Below are 15,110 nucleotides of genomic sequence, written 5' to 3' on the forward strand. Positions count from 1 at the left end.
GCGGCCGCACGGAGGCGACCACCCGGCCCGGGATGCCGCTGGTTACCGGACGCTGATTAACAGACGCACTGGTACCAGTAGGTGTAGCCCTCGCGCGGCCCACACTGGACCTCGTAGATGTAGCCGCCGTTGCACGGGCCGGCGTACTTGGTGCCGGTGTAGTAGCAGTCCGAGGGCAGCGGGCACGTGGCCGCCATCGCCGTCGCCTTCGGGGCGAACCGGTCGAGCATCCGGTCGGCGGCCTGAGTCAGTCGCTTCATCGGTGATCTCCTTTCGATCGCTGGGGATCCGCAACCTAACGAGGCGCCATACCGTGCTGATACAAGCCCCGTACATGCTCCTGACGCCGGATGTACAGATCGTGTAGCGGCCGGGCCTAGCCTTGCTGGCCCTGCGGACCGTGCGGGCCGCGAACTGGCGAAGGGGACGATCTGATGGCCTATCTCGGTGCCGCCGTGGCGCTCGTCGGCGTGCTGTGCCTGCTCGACCTGGTGCTCACGGTCGGCGTCATCCGCCGCCTGCGCCAGCACACGCAGCTGTTCGACGCCCAGATCGCCGGCGGCCGTCCGGCCCTGCGGCCCCGGCCCGGGCACCGGGTCGGGGAGTTCGCGGCGATCGACACGCACGGCCGTCCGGTGGACCAGGACCTGCTGGGCCCCGGCACGCTGATCGGCTTCTTCACCACCGATTGCGTGCCCTGCAAGGAGCTGCTGCCTCGCTTCGTCGACTACGTGGCCGGTCTGGGTCTGGATCTGGGCCCGGAGCAGGTCATCGCGGTCCTGGCCGCGCCCGAGGCGGACGCGGCGATGGTCGCGCAGCTCGGCACGGTGGCGCGAGTCGTCGTGCAGGCCTCGGACGGGCCGATGGTGCGCGCGTTCGACCTGTCGGGCTTCCCGACGCTGGTGCGCATGGGGCCGGACGGCTTGGTGGACGCGGCCGGGGCCGTGCTGGAGGCGCTTCAGCGCCCGGCCGCCCCCGCCCAGACCGCAAGGCCGGCGCTGGTCCCGGCCGAGGCGTCGTGACCGTCACCACCGCAGCCGTGCTCGGAGCGCTGGTGCTGGCGGTCGCGCTCAGTGCCCTGACAGCGACCGCTCTGACGCTCCGGCACCACTACGTCCTGGTCACGGTCGCCGGCCTGAGCATGGCCCCGACCCTGCGCCCCGGCGACCGGCTGGTCGTCCGCCGGACCGCGCCGGGCCGGATCCGCAGCGGCGACGTCGTGGTCCTGGCACCGGACCCGGAGCTGGAGCTGGACCTGGATCCGGCATCGGCGCCCGCGACCGATCACGGCGAACTCTGGCTGATCAAGCGCGCCGCCGCCGTCCCGGGCGACCCGGTGCCGCGCACGCGGGTGCCGGCGCTCGCCGACGCGCCGGAAACCCTGGTCCCGCACGGCAAACTCGTCCTGCTCGGCGACAACACCGCGCACAGCACCGACTCCCGGCAGCGCGGCTACTTTGACGCGCAGCGGCTGGTGGGCCGGGTGGTCCGGCAGCGATGAGCGAGCCCGCGACGTCTTCGAACCCTGGCATACCGGGCCTGCTGCGCGCCGCGACCGCCGTCTACGTACGCGCGGCGCCCCTGGCCGTGGCCCTGCGCATGATCGCCGCGCTGGTCACCGGCCTGGCGCCGGTGGTCGCCGCGTGGCTGACCAAGCTCCTGCTGGACCGGCTCACCGGCCGTCCGGGTCCGAGCCTGTGGAGCTGCGCGCTGGCGATCGCCGCGGTCACCGCCGCCGGGGCCACCGTCCAGCACGTCGGTGCCTACGCCGACCGCGAGATCGCACGGCGCGTCACCTTGTTCACCCAAAGCCAGGTGTTCGCCGCCGTGACCCGGCTGCCAGGGCTGGCCGAGATCGAGGACCCCGGGTTCCAGAACCGGCTGCGGCTGGCTCAGCAGTCGGCGCAGAACGGGCCGCAGCTGCTGGCCGGCTCGCTGCTGGGCATCGCGCAGACCGCGCTGGTCGTCTCAGGGTTCACGGTGACGCTGATCGCGATGTCGCCGCTGCTCGCCGTGCTGGTGCTGGCCTCGGCCGGGCCGATCCTGTGGGCACAGCTGGCGCTGAGCCGGCGGCGCGCCGAGGTCACAGTGCGGACCGTGCCAGCGGTCCGGCGCCAGATCTTCTACTCGACACTGCTCACGGACACCCGCGCCGCCAAGGAGATCCGGCTGTTCGGCCTCGGCGGTTTCCTGCGCGGCCGGATGCTCTCGGAACTGACGGCCGTGCAGGCCGGGGACCGTGCGGTGGATCGGGCGACGCTGCGCGCCGACGGCTCGCTGTCGCTGCTGACCGCCGTCGTCTCCGGCGTGGCGCTGCTGTCCACGGTGGCGCGGATCCGCACGGGACACGGCAGCGTCGGCGATCTCAGCATCCTGATCGCCGCACTGAGCGCCGTGCAGGGCGGGCTGGCCGGGATCGTCGCCCAGCTCGGCACGGTGAACCAGATGCTGATCCTGTTCGGACACTACGCCGGGCTTACGCGAACGGCGGCACCCGAGGTAGCGGCGTCGGCGTCGGCGTCGGTTCCGGAGCCGCTGAAGGACCGCATCGAACTGCGCGACGTCTGGTTCCGTTACCACGACGACCACGACTGGATCCTGCGCGGTGTCGATCTGACCATCGGCAAGGGCCAGGCGGTCGCCCTCGTCGGCCTGAACGGCGCCGGGAAGTCGACCCTGGTGAAACTGCTGTGCCGGCTGTACGAACCCACGCGCGGCTCGATCACCTGGGACGGCGTCGACATCCGCGACCTGGACATCAATGGCCTGCGAACCCGGCTGTGCGCGGTGTTCCAGGACTTCATGTCCTACGACCTCACCGCCGCCGAGAACATCGCGGTCGGCGACCTGGCCGCCGCCGGGGACGAGTCGGCGCTGCGCCGCGCCGCCGAGACCGCCGGTGCGGCCGACCTGATCGACGGACTGCCGCAGGGCCTGCAGACCATGCTCAGCCGGATGTTCAGCGGCGCCGACGGCGATCGCGGCGTGACGCTGTCCGGCGGCCAGTGGCAGCGGATCGCGATCGCGCGCGCCGTCCTGCGTACCGAGGCCGACCTGATGATCCTCGACGAACCGAGCTCCGGCCTGGACGCCCGCGCCGAACTGGAGATCCATCAGAGCCTGGCCCGGCTGCGGACCGGGCGCAGCAGCCTGCTGATATCGCATCGGCTGAACACCGTCCGCACCGCCGACTGGATCGTCGTGCTGGCCGACGGTGCGATCCGCGAGCAGGGGTCGCACGAGACTTTGATGGCGGCGGACGGCGAGTACGCGGAGCTGTTCCGGATCCAGTCCGAGGGATACCAGCTGGCGACGTAGGAACCCGACGGTGGCCAAAGCGGCGACCGCCACTACCGCGAGCGCTCCGGTGCCAGTTCACAACTTCGTGCCAGGCAACGACGCTGTGGCGGAAAAATCAGGCGCCCGGGCTTATGTGTGAGTCGGGGTGGGGGTGTTGGTGCGGTTGGGTGGTGGGTTTAGAAGCTTTTACGGCTTCGCGTATGGTTTTGCGGGATCCGTTGGTGGCGCGGGTCGGTGGTGGCGCGGGTCGGTGGTGACGCTGGTCGGTGGTGACGCTGGTTTCGCGGGGCGGCGGTGGTGTGGGTAGGTGGTGGGGTCTACTGCGACAGTCAAGAGCTGAAGAGCGCCTCCGGCGGCGCCTGCGCGGCGAGCGGCCTGGCTCCGGGGAGTGGGGGGTCGCGCTGCTAGGCGGCGGACGCTGCTTGTGGTCGCCTTTGTCCCGGATTCCCCGTCGCATCGTCGCCTTACGGAAGCAGACCGGTCCGGTGGTATCAAGTCGGATCGCCCAGCTGGTGGCCGGGTATCAGCGACTTGACACCACCGGCCCGGCCTGCTTGGCTACGCCCGCCGAAGCGACGGGGAATCCGGGACAACCCCGGCCTGTGGTGTGGACGGGGTCCACTCCGCGACGCACGGGTTTTGTCCACTTGCGTGGTGTAAGTAGTCTTCAGCGGTGAAGCCCCGGGTCACAGCTGCCGCAGTGGGCATCTGAGCCCATGGATGTGAAAAACCGGCCTGCTGATGGCCGGTTCTTCACATCCATGAAGATCACCACGCGCTCGGGCGTGTCTTGCGTCCTGTCCACGTCGAAGATTGCTTACACCACGTCGATGGACGTCACCGACGCACACGCGGCGGTGAGTCTGCGGGCATGGGGTGCGGGAACCCTTCCCACAGGCCGGGGTTGTCCCGGATTCCCCGTCGCTTCGGCGGTGCTTGCACAACCATCCCGGCCTGGGCGGTGTCCAGCCGGACGAAACCGGTGGCCAGCAACAGTGATCCGGCTTGACACCGCCCAGGCCGGGATGGTTCCCTCCGGGCGCTGATGCGGCGGGGAATCCGGGACAGAGGCGACCACAAGCAGCGTCCGCCGCCCGACTACGCGGCCCCCACTCCCCGGAGCGAGGCCGCTCGCCGCGCAGGCGCCGCCGGAGGCGCTCTTGACTGTCGCCTCTGACTGTCGCTCTTGACCTTGACTGTCGTAGTAAACCCCACCACCTACCCAGACCATCAGCCGCCGCCGCAGCGCCAGCCACCGCCCCACGACCGCGCCACCCTGCGGATCCCGCAAACCATGCGCGAAGCCGTATAGAGCTCCTAAGAGCTCCTAAAAGCACCCACCGAACCGCACCAACCTCCCCACCCACCACCAGCACCCGAAACCCGCGGCAACCTCATCGGCCCCCCGTCGCGTCAGGAGGGAGGGCGCTCGCTTGGGCGCTGTCCTGGCCTGGCGGCGACGGGGGAACATGGTGCGAGAGCCGGAGGGTTTCCGGGAGTTCCTGGCGGCGCGTCAGGCACATCTCCTGCGTGCCGCTTGGGTTCTGACCGGTGATGTGCACCTGGCTGAGGATCTGTTGCAGACCGCGGTTGTGAAGGTGCTGCCGCGGTGGGAGCGGCTGGCGCACGATGGGGCGCTCGAGGCCTATCTGCGTAAGACAATGATCACTACCGCGACCTCGTGGTGGCGGCGCAAGTGGCACGGTGAGGTGCCCTCGGGGCACGCGCCGGGCTGGGAGCCGCCGCGTGAGACTGGCGGGGGATTCGGGGGAGCCGCCTTCGACGCCGTGGACGACCGGTCGGTGCTCGGTGCCGCGTTGCGTGCGCTGCCGCCGCGGCAGCGCGCGGTCGTGCTGCTGCGCTACTACCTCGACATGTCCGAGGCCGATACGGCGGCGCAGCTGGGATGCAGTACGGGGACCGTGAAGAGTCAGAGCTCGAAGGCGCTCGCCACCCTGCGCACGCGCCTCAGCCTGACCCAGCGAGCCCAGGAGGTCTCGGTATGACGTACGAGGGCGACTTCGACGAGCGCTGGGACGGCGAATACGGGGACGGCGAATACGGGGACGGACCACACGACGACGACGACTTGGACGCGCGGGTGCGCGAGCTCTTCCTGGCGGCGCTGCCCGAGTTCACGGTCTCGCCGGGGCTGGGCGACCGCGCGATGGCCGGCGCCAAACGGCGGCGGGCCAGGGCCCGGGCGCTCGGCGTCGCGGGCGCCGTGGCGGTGGTGGCGCTGGGCGCGCTGGCCGTCGTGCCGCTGGCCGGGTGGGGCGGCGGCCGCGGACCGGGCGTCGCCGACGCCCGGATCGACCCGGGTGCCTTTGCCGCGTCCCCGGCTACGGCGACGCCCTCGCCCTCGCCGTCCACCTCGGCAGTGGCCACGCCGACGCCGACATCAGCGCCGACGTCAGCGCCGACCCCAACGCAGACGCTGACGCTCTCCCAGTCGGCTGACCCGGTCACCGACCCGCTCACCGACCCGCTCACCGACCCCCTCACCGACCTGGAGTGGATCCACGCGCCGAAAGCGCAGGCCGTCGACCGCGTCCAGAACGCGCTGCAGTCCAGCCACCAGAACTCCTTCATGGGCGTCGGCTTCAGCGGCCAGGACTACACCAGCGGCGCGTTCGACAGCACGTCCGTCTACAACTCGAGCCCGATCGTCGTCTACCGCAAGCCCAACACCGACCCGTCCCTGGAGGCGGCCGCGATCAGCGCGGCGTCGCCGTTCAAGGTGGTGTTCCAGGACACCGTCCTGGACGCCTCCGAGCAGTGGTTCCTGGGCCACCGGCTCGAGCAGGACGCCGGCTACTGGAAGAGCCAGGGCGTGGTGTTCATGACCGCGCTGCAGAACAACGGCACGATCACCATCTCGGCTCCCGATCCGGGCATGGTCGTGCCGTTGCTGGAGCAGCACTACGGCTACACCGGCCAGGTGTTCGTGGGCCACGCGATGGTCTTCCAGTACGCGGCCACGCCGCCGGTGCAGAGTTCGCCAGGGAACTGAAACCCGGCGCCGCCCGCGAACTCAAGCTACAGATACAGCCCCGTCCCGCTGTCGTCGCCCGCCGAGGCGACCGGCTCGTTCCCGTCGCGGGCCGCGATCAGCTCGGCCAGCGTCACCCCGCCGATCGGGCCGCCGGAGCCGTGGCCGGCGCGCCCCAGGCGCGCGGCGGCGACCCGGGACGGATCGGTGCCCTCGCGGTCCAGCCAGGCCAGGGCCTCGGCGCGGGGGAGCGGGCCGACCTCGATCTGCGCCAGGCAGCGCCCGGGCCTTATGACCGCCGGGTGCAGGCTGGCCAGGTTCTCGTTGGTGGTGATCGCGACCAGGACGTCGCGGCCCTGCCCGAGCAGGCCGTCGGTGAGGTTCAGCAGCCGGGACAGGGCCTGGCCGCTGGTGGCCTTGGCCTCGCCGCGGATCAGCTCGTCGCAGTCCTCCAGCAGCAGCAGGCGCCAGCGGCGGCGGTTCTCCTCGTCCTCGCCGTGGCCGTGGTACTCCACGCCCATCGCGACCTCCATGAGGTAGCCGGGGGAGGAGAACAGGGCGTCGGGGTCCAGGACGTAGTCGACCTGGCACCAGTCGCGCCACTCTCGCGCCAGGGTGCGAAGCGCGGTGGTCTTGCCGGTGCCGGGGGCGCCGTGCAGCAGGATCATGCGGCCGGCGGCCTCGGTGCGGCGGACCGCCATCAGCTTGTCCATGGCCGCGGCGGCCGTGGCCGAGTAGTTCTGGCGGACGGACTCCCACGGTTCGGCCGTGATGGTGCGGACCGTGCGGTAGGGACCGCGCTGCGGCGCGGCGTACCAGAAGCCGACGGAGACCTTCTCCTCCTCGGGCTCCTCCTCGGCCGCGACGCCGTCGGTCGCCTGCTCCAGGATCTTGGCCGCCAGCTCCGGGGTCTCGGCGACCACTGTGACCTCGCCGCCGCCGCTGGACCAGCGCACCGAGCGCGCGGTCCAGCCGGTCCCGGCGGTCAGGCAGGACTCGCGCTTGTCCTCGACCACCGAGCGCAGAACCTTGCCCTCGGCCGGGACCAGGGTCGCGTCCTCGCGCAGCGCGTCCAGGCGGGCGTGGCGGGCGTGCGGCTGCAGGCCGGTGGTGAACGGGGTCAGCAGCAGCGCGTCGACCACGTCGTAGGGGGTGTCGGAGTCGTCGATCGTGACCCGGAAGGGCAGTCGGCCTCCGGGGTCGCTCGTGGGGTCGCTTGCGGGGTGGTTCGCGGGGTCGCTTGTGGTGCGCCTGTCCGGTGCCGGCGGGTGTCCGTCGGGGTCGGGAGCCGGGTGGATGGCAGGCCCCTGAGGGCGCTGGCGGGGCAGCGTCATGCCCTCGATGATCCCGCCCGGCGGTGCCCGGCGCCACCACGTTTGTCGAGGTTCATGCGCAGTCGGCGTGCCGCGACAGTTGTTTTACCCGCGCTTTGCCGGGCCGGGGACCGGTCCCGTCGAGGGCGAAGATACGATGACCGACCATGAGCTCGCCCGACAACCACACACCCTGGGGGACGCCCCAGCCACCGTCCGGCGCCGCCGGCGGCCCGCTGCCGCCGTTCGCCCCGGGTCCGTCCGGGCCACAGCCGCCGTTCGCGGATCAGCAGTATCAGTCGTCGTCGCCGCAGGACCCCGGGCAGCCTGCGCCGCCGCCGATGGCCCCGCCCGGCAGCCCGGCTCCGCCCCCGATGATGTCGCCGTACGGGGTGCCGCTCAACGACGGCGGTCTGGAAGGGCCCGGCGGTTTCGGCCCGGGCGACCGGGACCCCGGCGACCTCCGGCGACGCAGGACCCTCATCGCCTCGGCCCTGGCCGTGGTGGCCGTGGTCGGCATCGGCGGCGCGGTCGCCTTCATGAGCGGCGGGTCGCCGCACAAGAAGCCCGACGCCGCCTCGCTGGCCGGCGCCGGCGTCGGCGCCTCCGAATCCGGCAGCTCCAACGCCGGCAACGGCTCCGGGGAGTTGGCCAACGGCGGCGGCAAGCCCGACGGCGACGACATGGCGGCCGGCTCGACCAACGGCGCGCAGGGTGCGGCCCTGCCGGGCGACCCGACCTCGACCAGCGGCGGCCGACAGAGCCAGAGCACGAACGGCGGCGCCTCGAGCTCGGCCCCCGGCGGCGGCACCTCGACGCACCCGGGCAGCCCGACGACCTCGCACTCCGGCGTCCCGGCGCCGTCGAACCCGGCCACCAGCGCCCCGAAGCCGAGCACTCCGGTGACCACCGCGCCCGCGCCGAAGACGACCACCACGGCCGCGGCGAAGCCCTCCAGCGACTGCACGTACCTGGACCTGCCGGCCTCGCAGATGCCGGACATCAAGCAGGGCACGACCAACACCAACGCGGTCAAGCAGCTCCAGTGCCTGCTCAAGAAGTCCGAGCTGGGCATCAAGCCGCTGGCGATCGACGGCTCCTGGGGCTCGGACACGCAGTCCGCGCTGACCGCCTTCCAGGGGTGCAACAACTCCCCGACGGTGCACTCGCCCGGCGGCACCCCGCCGTATCCGAAGCTGGCCGTGGACGGCGACGCCGGCCCGCAGACGTGGGCGGACCTGTACTTCTGGGACAACCAGTACTTCAACGGGACCGCGTACTACTGCAACGGCACCCGCTGAGCACTGAGTACTAAGCAGGCGCGGCGCGGCGCGGGGAGACGGTGACGGCACAGACGGTCACGGCAAAGACGGTGACGGCACCCGCGCCGCGATGGTAGGCATGACCCCGTGGCCGTGCCTGTTCTGATCTTCGTGGGCTTCCTGGTGGCCCTCACGGCCGCCGGGATCGTCGCCAACGTCCGCCGCCGCCGCGCGCTGGTCGCGATGGCCGCCGCCAAGCGCTGGGAACTGGCCAAGAACGACCGTGAGCTGCCGAACACGTTCGGCGGCCAGCCCTTCGCCGCCGGCCGCCGCCGCGTCGCGCGCATAGTGTTGCGCGGCCACCACAACGGCCGCGCCATCCTCGTGATCGACTACGAGTTCAAGACCCCCGGCGACGACGGCGACGACACGCACCGCTACTGGGCCGTCTGCGTCGACGACCTCCCGGCGCCGATGCCCGCCCTGGAAGTCGTGCCGCGCACGGCACGCAAGAACCAGGCCAGCGCCCCGGGCATCCTGACCGCCGCGCCGGAGTTCGTCCGTGGCGATCCGGCCTTCGATCAGCGGTATCTGGTCACCACCACGATTCCCGCCTTCGCCGCCGACCTGCTGGACCCCAAGGTGCTGAAGGTGATCGCCTCCTGGCCGGACTTCGCTTGGCGGATCGAGGGAAACAGGCTCTTGACCTGGGGCAAAGGCCACGTGAAACCACACTGGGTGCAGACCAGTCTCAACATGCTGGTAACGCTCGCCGAGACGTTCCCGCCGGAGGTGTGGGGCCCGGCGCGCGGGTGATCCGTGCCCGGCCACGCCGTTCGACCCGTCTGTCATGGGATGATCAGGTGTCATGACGGCGCAACACCTTCTGTTCCTTTTGGGCGTCCCGTTCTTTTCCGTCGTGGTGTCCGCGATCGCGCGGCGGTTCGACGTCAACGGCCCGCTGGTGCTCGTGGGCGTCGGGCTGCTGGTGTCCGTCGCGCCGTTCATCCCCGACTACACGCTCGAGCCCGAGTTCGTGCTGATGATCCTGCTGCCGCCGCTGCTGTACCAGGCGGCGGTGGAGACCTCGGTGCCCTCGCTGCGCGAGAACTGGTCGGCGGTGCTGATCCTGTCGGTCGGGATGGTGCTGGTCACCACGATCCTCACCGGGTTCGCGATGCACTGGCTGATCCCGGACCTGCCGCTGCCGGTGGCCTTCGTCCTGGGCGCGGTGCTCGGACCGCCCGACACGGTCGCTGCGATCTCCATCGCCAAACGGTTGGGACTGCCGCGGCGGACGGTCGACGTCCTGGTCGGTGAAGGGCTGTTCAACGACGCGACCGCGCTGACCGCGTTCCGGATCGCGCTGGCCGCCGCGGTGGGGGAGACGGTCACGGTCTTCGACGCGGTCGGCCGGTTCGTGGGCTCGGCGGCCGGCGGCATAGTGATCGGCGCGGTGGTGGCGATGCTCTGGGACCCGATCCGCTTCCGGATGCGCGATCCGCGCGCCGAGAGCGCCATCTCGCTGATACTGCCGTTCGTCGTCTACATCACCGCCGAGGCGGTGCACGTGTCCGGGGTGATGGGCGTCGTCATCCTCGGGCTCTACCTCGGCCACCGCCGGGTCCGCGCCGGCTATGCCACGCGCATGCTGGACACCGCGTTGTGGGACGTGATCGTGGAGATCCTGGAGTCCACGGTCTTCGCGCTGATCGGCCTGCAGCTGATCCCGATCCTGCGGGACGTGGACCAGTGGAGCGCCTGGCAGCTGATCGGCTACGGATTGGCGGCCTTCGCGATCGTGGTGGTGGCGCGTTTCGGCGGGGTCTTCACGTTCGGCTACATCGGCCGCTTCCTGCTGCACCACATGCGCCGCGGCGGAGCGCTCGAGCCACCGCCGGCCCAGACGCAGCGGCCGAGGATCCTGTTCGTGGTCGGCTGGGCCGGCATGCGCGGCGTGGTCTCCCTGGCCGCGGCGGCGGCCATCCCGCTGACCGACAACCAAGGAGCACCGCTGCCGGACCGCGAACTCGTCCAGTTCCTGACCCTGTTCGTGGTGCTGGCGACCCTCATCGTCCAGGGCCTGACCCTGCCGCCGCTGATCCGGCGGCTCGGCGTCGAGGCGAAGGACGAGGAGCGCGAGGACGCCTTCGCCTACTGCAGCGCGATGGGCACCGCCGCCAACGCGGGCCTGGCGCGCCTGGACGAGCTGGAGGCCACGCTCCCCGACCCGGCCGTGGACCGGATGCGGGGCCAGGCGCAGTGGCGCGGCGAGCGGGCGAAGAAGTACGCGATGCAGGTGGCCTCCGGCAGCCCGAGCGCCAGCGCGGCGGCGGTCGACGACGCGCGGCGCTCGATGCTGGACGCCGAGCGTGCGGCGATCGAGCATTTGCGGGACATGCGCGAGATCAACGACGACGTCTACCGAAGGGTCCTGCACCAGTTGGACCTCGAAGAGGCCTACATGGAGCGGCGATAGCCGATCGGATGGTCAATCAGTGCCCGAGCATCATCGAGACCAGCTTGACCGCCACCAGCACCGTGGCCACCGCCAGGTAGGTCCGCAGGACGGCCAGCCCGACGCGCGTCCCGGCCGAGAACCGCACCTGCCCGAGCTCCTTCAGCGGCGGCGTCCGCCAGTCGTCGCGTCCCGAGCGGTCGACGGCCACGGCCCCTGACACCCGGCCGGCCCGCAGGGCCTTGACGCCCAGCCAGCCGCCGAACGCCAGCGCGATCAGCAGGCAGCCGGCGAGGATCGCCTCGATCTGCCCGGCGGTGATGTTCTGGTCCAGGACCGAGCCGGTCAGCACCAGCGACAGCGCCACCAGAACCGCGATCACACCGCCGGTGAACACGGTGGTCTTGCGGCTGTTGACCCAGGGGCCGAGGACTTCCTTGTCCACGCACAGCAGCAGCAGGTACACCGAGGCCGAGGGCAGCAGCACGCCGGCCAGCGCCTGGACCCCGACGGTCAGCACGCCCTGCACGTGGTCGCTGGCCACCAGCACGATGGTCGCGGCGAAGGCGATGATGCCGGCGTAGACCGCGTAGAAGCCCTTGGCCTGCTTCACGCCGCGGTGCAGGGAGTGGTTGATCTTCAGGCAGTCGCCCATCGCGTAGGCGGTGGACAGCGAGACCGCGAAGGCGCCGATGATCGAGGCGTCCAGCAGGGCCACCGCGAACATGTCGCCCAGGACCCGGCCGCCGTAGACGGTCAGGCCGCGCGCCACGTCGGCGGCGTCGGTGAAGGAGCCGCCCAGGTGGGCCGCGGCCACCGCGCCCAGGCCGATCGTCGCCGCCGCGCCGACCACGACCACCACGATGCCCAGGCCCAGGTCGGCCTTCTCGTACTTCATGAAGCGCGGGGTGATGCGCTTGTCGATGACGTAGCTCTGCTGGAAGAACAGCTGCCAGGGCGCGACCGTGGTGCCCACGATGCCGATCACGACCAGCATCACGGTGGCCATCTGGCCCGAGCCGCCGGGCAGGACCGGGGTGACGAAGCCGTGCGCCATGGTGCCGGCGCTCGGGTGCGCCATGATAGAGATCGGGATCAGCAGCAGCGAGCCCACGCACAGCGTCAGCGCGATCCGCTCGAACCGCTGGAACGACCCGCTCATCGCGGCCGCCACGATGACCAGCGCGGCCATGATGACCGACGGCACCTTCGGCAGGCCCAGGTAGCTGGTCGCCAGCGTGATGCCGATGAATTCGGTGACCAGTGTCAGGGCATTGAGGATGAAGAGGTCGATGACGCTGAACGCGCCCCAGAACTTCCCGAAGCGCTCGAAGATGAGCCGGGCGTGCCCGACGCCGGTGACGGCGCCCAGGCGCAGCACCATCTCCTGGTTCACGTACAGGACCGGGACCAGCAGCAGGAGCGTCCACAGCAGCTTGGTGCCGTAGTCGTGGCCGGCCTGGCCGTAGGTCGCGAAGGCGCCGGCGTCGTTGTCGCCGACCATCACGATCAGTCCGGGGCCGACGATCGCCAGCAGGGTCTTGAGCTTGGCCGACAGGCCGGTGCGAGCGTCGTGGTCGCCGAGCTTGATGGTGCCGAACGCACCTTTGATGTCGCCGACGTGTGCGTCGTCAAGCACTGCGCCGTGGTGCGTCTCGCGGATTTCGCTGTTCAGCGTGGCCGTGGTCATGGGAACACCCCCTGCTGCCGAGTAGGAGCGGCTGGTCGGGTGGCACGCGTCTGCCCCGCCGGCAGCGGTGGGGCCTGGTCGGGCCCCGGTGCGGCCGGGTGGTGGCAGAGATCTGGTGCGGGTTAACGCGCGCCGAGGAAAGGACGGTGGGCTGGGTTGTGCGCGATGAGGGGCCGACTGTGGCCCGACCTACTACCGGATTTCATCGCCAACCACCTCCCTGCCCGCCGCGGCGCCGCGGCGCCTGTGTCTTGCCCGGATCCGCCTTCGCGGCGGATCGGTCCTACTCGACACCTCGGGGAGGAACACCCGGGAGGGTCAGCGGCAGCCGCCATTCCACGGCAAAGCCACGACCAAGTCCCGGCCACCTCTCTCGTCAGAGCTTCGGCACTTCACGGCGTAGCGTCAGCTGCGCAGCCACTTGGGATCACCCCTTAAGCCGAGGAGATCTGTCCTGATCCGGAGGGTCTCTCGACCGATGGGATCAGTGGCCTTTGTCCGTGAAGACGCCTCACCGAACGAGGTGTCCTAACGGAAACAAAGGATCCTCTCGGGACGCGGGGCGTGTCAACTCGCCTCGTCACAGGTGGGTAACGATATGGCAACGGCGGCAACTTAATGGAGGGTGCCTCGCGTTTGCGGGTATCAGTGTTTACCTGTTGTGTGCTGGTGCGATCCGTCTGTGGGGTCCGGGAGCCGGATTTATTACAAACCCCGGGAGCGGCGCCGACGCTGTGTCTCGGGACGCCCCGCATAGCATGCAAGGATGTTTAGAGAGCCGATCACTACGGCGCGCTTGGTGCTGAAACCCTTAGCGGAGTCCGACGCCGACGATATGGCGGGGGTACTTGCTGCCCCTGAGCTCTATACGTTCATCGGAGGAGAGCCGCCGACGGTCGAGGGTCTGCGGGCCCGCTATGCGCGGCTGGCGGTAGGGCGTTCGCCCGACGGTTCGCAAGAATGGGTGAACTGGATCGCCCGGCGCGTGGAGGACGGCGCGGCGGTCGGCACCGTGCAGGCGACGGTCGTCGACGACGGCGCGCGCGCCGACGTGGCGTGGGTGGTCGGCGCGGCGTGGCAGGGCCGCGGATACGCCGTCGAGGCGGCGTCGGCGCTGGTCGCCTGGCTGCGGGAGCGGGGCGTGGCGGAGATCGGCGCGAACATCCACCCCGGGCACGCGGCCTCGGCGCGGGTCGCCGAGCGGATCGGCCTGGCCCCGACCGGGGAGCTCGACGACGAGGGCGAGCAGATCTGGCGCGCGCAGGCGGGCACGCCGGGAGAGAAGCTGGACGAGGAACCCGAACGGACGGAGAAGACCCGGTGATCGAGCTGAAGACGCCGCAGGAGATCGACAAGATGGCGGTCACCGGCCGGTTCGTGGGCGAGACCCTCGCCGAGCTGGCCGAGCTGGCCAAGCCCGGCCTGAACCTGATGGACCTGGAGCAGCGCGCCAGGCGCCGCGTCAAGGAGCGCGGCGCGGTCTCGTGCTACTGGGACTACGCGCCCTCCTTCGGCCGCGGCCCGTTCCGCAACGTCATCTGCCTGTCGGTGAACGACGCCGTCCTGCACGGCCTGCCGCACAAGTACACGCTGCGCGACGGCGACGTCCTGACCCTGGACTTCGCGGTGTCGATCGACGGCTGGGTCGCCGACGCGGCCCGCACGGTGATCGTCGGCACCGCCGACCCGGAGGACGCCCGCCTGGTCGAGTCCACCGGCGTCGCCCTGGAGGCCGCCATCGCCGCCGCGCTCCCGGGCAACAAGCTCGGCGACATCAGCGCGGCCATCCACGCGGTCGCGACCGAGTACGGCTACCCGGTCAACATGCAGTTCGGCGGCCACGGCCTGGGCCACACCATGCACGAGGACCCGCACGTGGCCAACGCCGGCCGGGCCGGCCGCGGCCTGGTCCTGCGCCCGGGGCTGACGCTGGCGCTGGAGCCGTGGTGGTCGGCCACCTCCAGCGAGATCTACACCGACCCCGACGGCTGGACGCTGCGCTTCCAGGACGGCTCGCGCGGCTCGCACTCGGAGCACACCATCGCGATCACGGAGGAGGGCCCGCGGGTGCTGACGCGGGTGGACTGACCGGCCG

Annotated in this window: 13 protein-coding genes and 1 riboswitch; of the genes, 10 read left to right on the forward strand and 3 right to left on the reverse strand. The window is 71.0% G+C overall.

Annotated elements, in window-relative coordinates:
- Positions 1–56: 56 nt before the first annotated feature.
- Entirely contained in the window at positions 57–260 is a 204-nt protein-coding gene (locus ABIA35_RS23635) for a hypothetical protein (RefSeq protein ID WP_370347640.1), read from the reverse strand.
- 174 nt (positions 261–434) lie between these two features.
- Here ABIA35_RS23635 and ABIA35_RS23640 point away from each other — a divergent pair, with 174 nt between their 5' ends.
- From ABIA35_RS23640 to ABIA35_RS23660, 5 genes are all read left to right on the forward strand, one after another.
- On the forward strand, positions 435–1,022 hold the full coding sequence (locus ABIA35_RS23640) for a TlpA family protein disulfide reductase (RefSeq protein WP_370359340.1): 588 nt from the start codon (positions 435–437) through the stop codon (positions 1,020–1,022).
- Positions 1,019–1,501, forward strand: coding sequence for a S26 family signal peptidase (locus ABIA35_RS23645; RefSeq protein ID WP_370359341.1), 483 nt, complete (start codon positions 1,019–1,021; stop codon positions 1,499–1,501). Before ABIA35_RS23640 ends, ABIA35_RS23645 begins: the two co-directional genes overlap by 4 nt.
- On the forward strand, positions 1,498–3,318 hold the full coding sequence (locus ABIA35_RS23650; RefSeq protein ID WP_370359342.1) for an ABC transporter ATP-binding protein: 1,821 nt from the start codon (positions 1,498–1,500) through the stop codon (positions 3,316–3,318). The genes ABIA35_RS23645 and ABIA35_RS23650 overlap by 4 nt, the downstream gene beginning before the upstream one ends.
- A gap of 1,415 nt (positions 3,319–4,733) precedes the next feature.
- Positions 4,734–5,306: a SigE family RNA polymerase sigma factor gene (locus tag ABIA35_RS23655; protein WP_370340567.1), complete on the forward strand. Its 573-nt coding sequence runs from the start codon at positions 4,734–4,736 to the stop codon at positions 5,304–5,306.
- Positions 5,303–6,313: a hypothetical protein gene (locus ABIA35_RS23660; RefSeq protein WP_370359343.1), complete on the forward strand. Its 1,011-nt coding sequence runs from the start codon at positions 5,303–5,305 to the stop codon at positions 6,311–6,313. Before ABIA35_RS23655 ends, ABIA35_RS23660 begins: the two co-directional genes overlap by 4 nt.
- A 26-nt stretch (positions 6,314–6,339) precedes the next feature.
- Here the strand turns inward: ABIA35_RS23660 and ABIA35_RS23665 are convergent, their stop codons facing one another.
- A complete protein-coding gene (locus tag ABIA35_RS23665) occupies positions 6,340–7,626 on the reverse strand; it encodes a DUF5925 domain-containing protein (RefSeq protein ID WP_370359344.1) in 1,287 nt (428 codons plus the stop codon).
- A gap of 146 nt (positions 7,627–7,772) precedes the next feature.
- Between ABIA35_RS23665 and ABIA35_RS23670 the strand changes: the two genes are divergently transcribed.
- From ABIA35_RS23670 to ABIA35_RS23680, 3 genes are all read left to right on the forward strand, one after another.
- Entirely contained in the window at positions 7,773–8,906 is a 1,134-nt protein-coding gene (locus ABIA35_RS23670) for a hypothetical protein (protein ID WP_370359345.1), read from the forward strand.
- 108 nt (positions 8,907–9,014) lie between these two features.
- The gene (locus tag ABIA35_RS23675; RefSeq protein WP_370340574.1) at positions 9,015–9,683 is read left to right on the forward strand and encodes a hypothetical protein; all 669 of its coding nucleotides are present in this window, start codon (positions 9,015–9,017) and stop codon (positions 9,681–9,683) included.
- Positions 9,684–9,735: 52 nt separating this feature from the next.
- Positions 9,736–11,346, forward strand: coding sequence for a Na+/H+ antiporter (locus tag ABIA35_RS23680; RefSeq protein ID WP_370340575.1), 1,611 nt, complete (start codon positions 9,736–9,738; stop codon positions 11,344–11,346).
- 16 nt (positions 11,347–11,362) lie between these two features.
- Here the strand turns inward: ABIA35_RS23680 and ABIA35_RS23685 are convergent, their stop codons facing one another.
- Positions 11,363–13,015, reverse strand: a complete 1,653-nt coding sequence (locus tag ABIA35_RS23685; protein ID WP_370359346.1) for an NRAMP family divalent metal transporter — start codon at positions 13,013–13,015, stop codon at positions 11,363–11,365.
- 361 nt (positions 13,016–13,376) lie between these two features.
- A riboswitch (M-box (ykoK) riboswitch) is annotated at positions 13,377–13,545 on the reverse strand.
- Between the two features lie 269 nt (positions 13,546–13,814).
- Between ABIA35_RS23685 and ABIA35_RS23690 the strand changes: the two genes are divergently transcribed.
- On the forward strand, positions 13,815–14,339 hold the full coding sequence (locus tag ABIA35_RS23690) for a GNAT family N-acetyltransferase (RefSeq protein ID WP_370340579.1): 525 nt from the start codon (positions 13,815–13,817) through the stop codon (positions 14,337–14,339).
- Positions 14,336–15,103 (forward strand): type I methionyl aminopeptidase, encoded by a 768-nt coding sequence (map, locus tag ABIA35_RS23695; protein ID WP_370340581.1) that lies wholly within the window; start codon positions 14,336–14,338, stop codon positions 15,101–15,103. The genes ABIA35_RS23690 and map overlap by 4 nt, the downstream gene beginning before the upstream one ends.
- Positions 15,104–15,110: the final 7 nt, after the last annotated feature.

The organism is Catenulispora sp. MAP12-49 (genome assembly GCF_041262705.1).
Classification (GTDB): domain Bacteria; phylum Actinomycetota; class Actinomycetes; order Streptomycetales; family Catenulisporaceae; genus Catenulispora.

Excerpts from the sequence above, each read along its gene's own strand:
- ABIA35_RS23635 (WP_370347640.1), bottom strand. The coding sequence starts at position 260 with ATGAAGCGACTGACTCAGGCCGCCGACCGGATGCTCGACCGGTTCGCC.
- ABIA35_RS23640 (WP_370359340.1), top strand. The coding sequence starts at position 435 with ATGGCCTATCTCGGTGCCGCCGTGGCGCTCGTCGGCGTGCTGTGCCTG.
- ABIA35_RS23650 (WP_370359342.1), top strand. The coding sequence starts at position 1,498 with ATGAGCGAGCCCGCGACGTCTTCGAACCCTGGCATACCGGGCCTGCTG.
- ABIA35_RS23660 (WP_370359343.1), top strand. The coding sequence starts at position 5,303 with ATGACGTACGAGGGCGACTTCGACGAGCGCTGGGACGGCGAATACGGG.
- ABIA35_RS23665 (WP_370359344.1), bottom strand. The coding sequence starts at position 7,626 with ATGACGCTGCCCCGCCAGCGCCCTCAGGGGCCTGCCATCCACCCGGCT.
- ABIA35_RS23670 (WP_370359345.1), top strand. The coding sequence starts at position 7,773 with ATGAGCTCGCCCGACAACCACACACCCTGGGGGACGCCCCAGCCACCG.
- ABIA35_RS23680 (WP_370340575.1), top strand. The coding sequence starts at position 9,736 with ATGACGGCGCAACACCTTCTGTTCCTTTTGGGCGTCCCGTTCTTTTCC.
- ABIA35_RS23685 (WP_370359346.1), bottom strand. The coding sequence starts at position 13,015 with ATGACCACGGCCACGCTGAACAGCGAAATCCGCGAGACGCACCACGGC.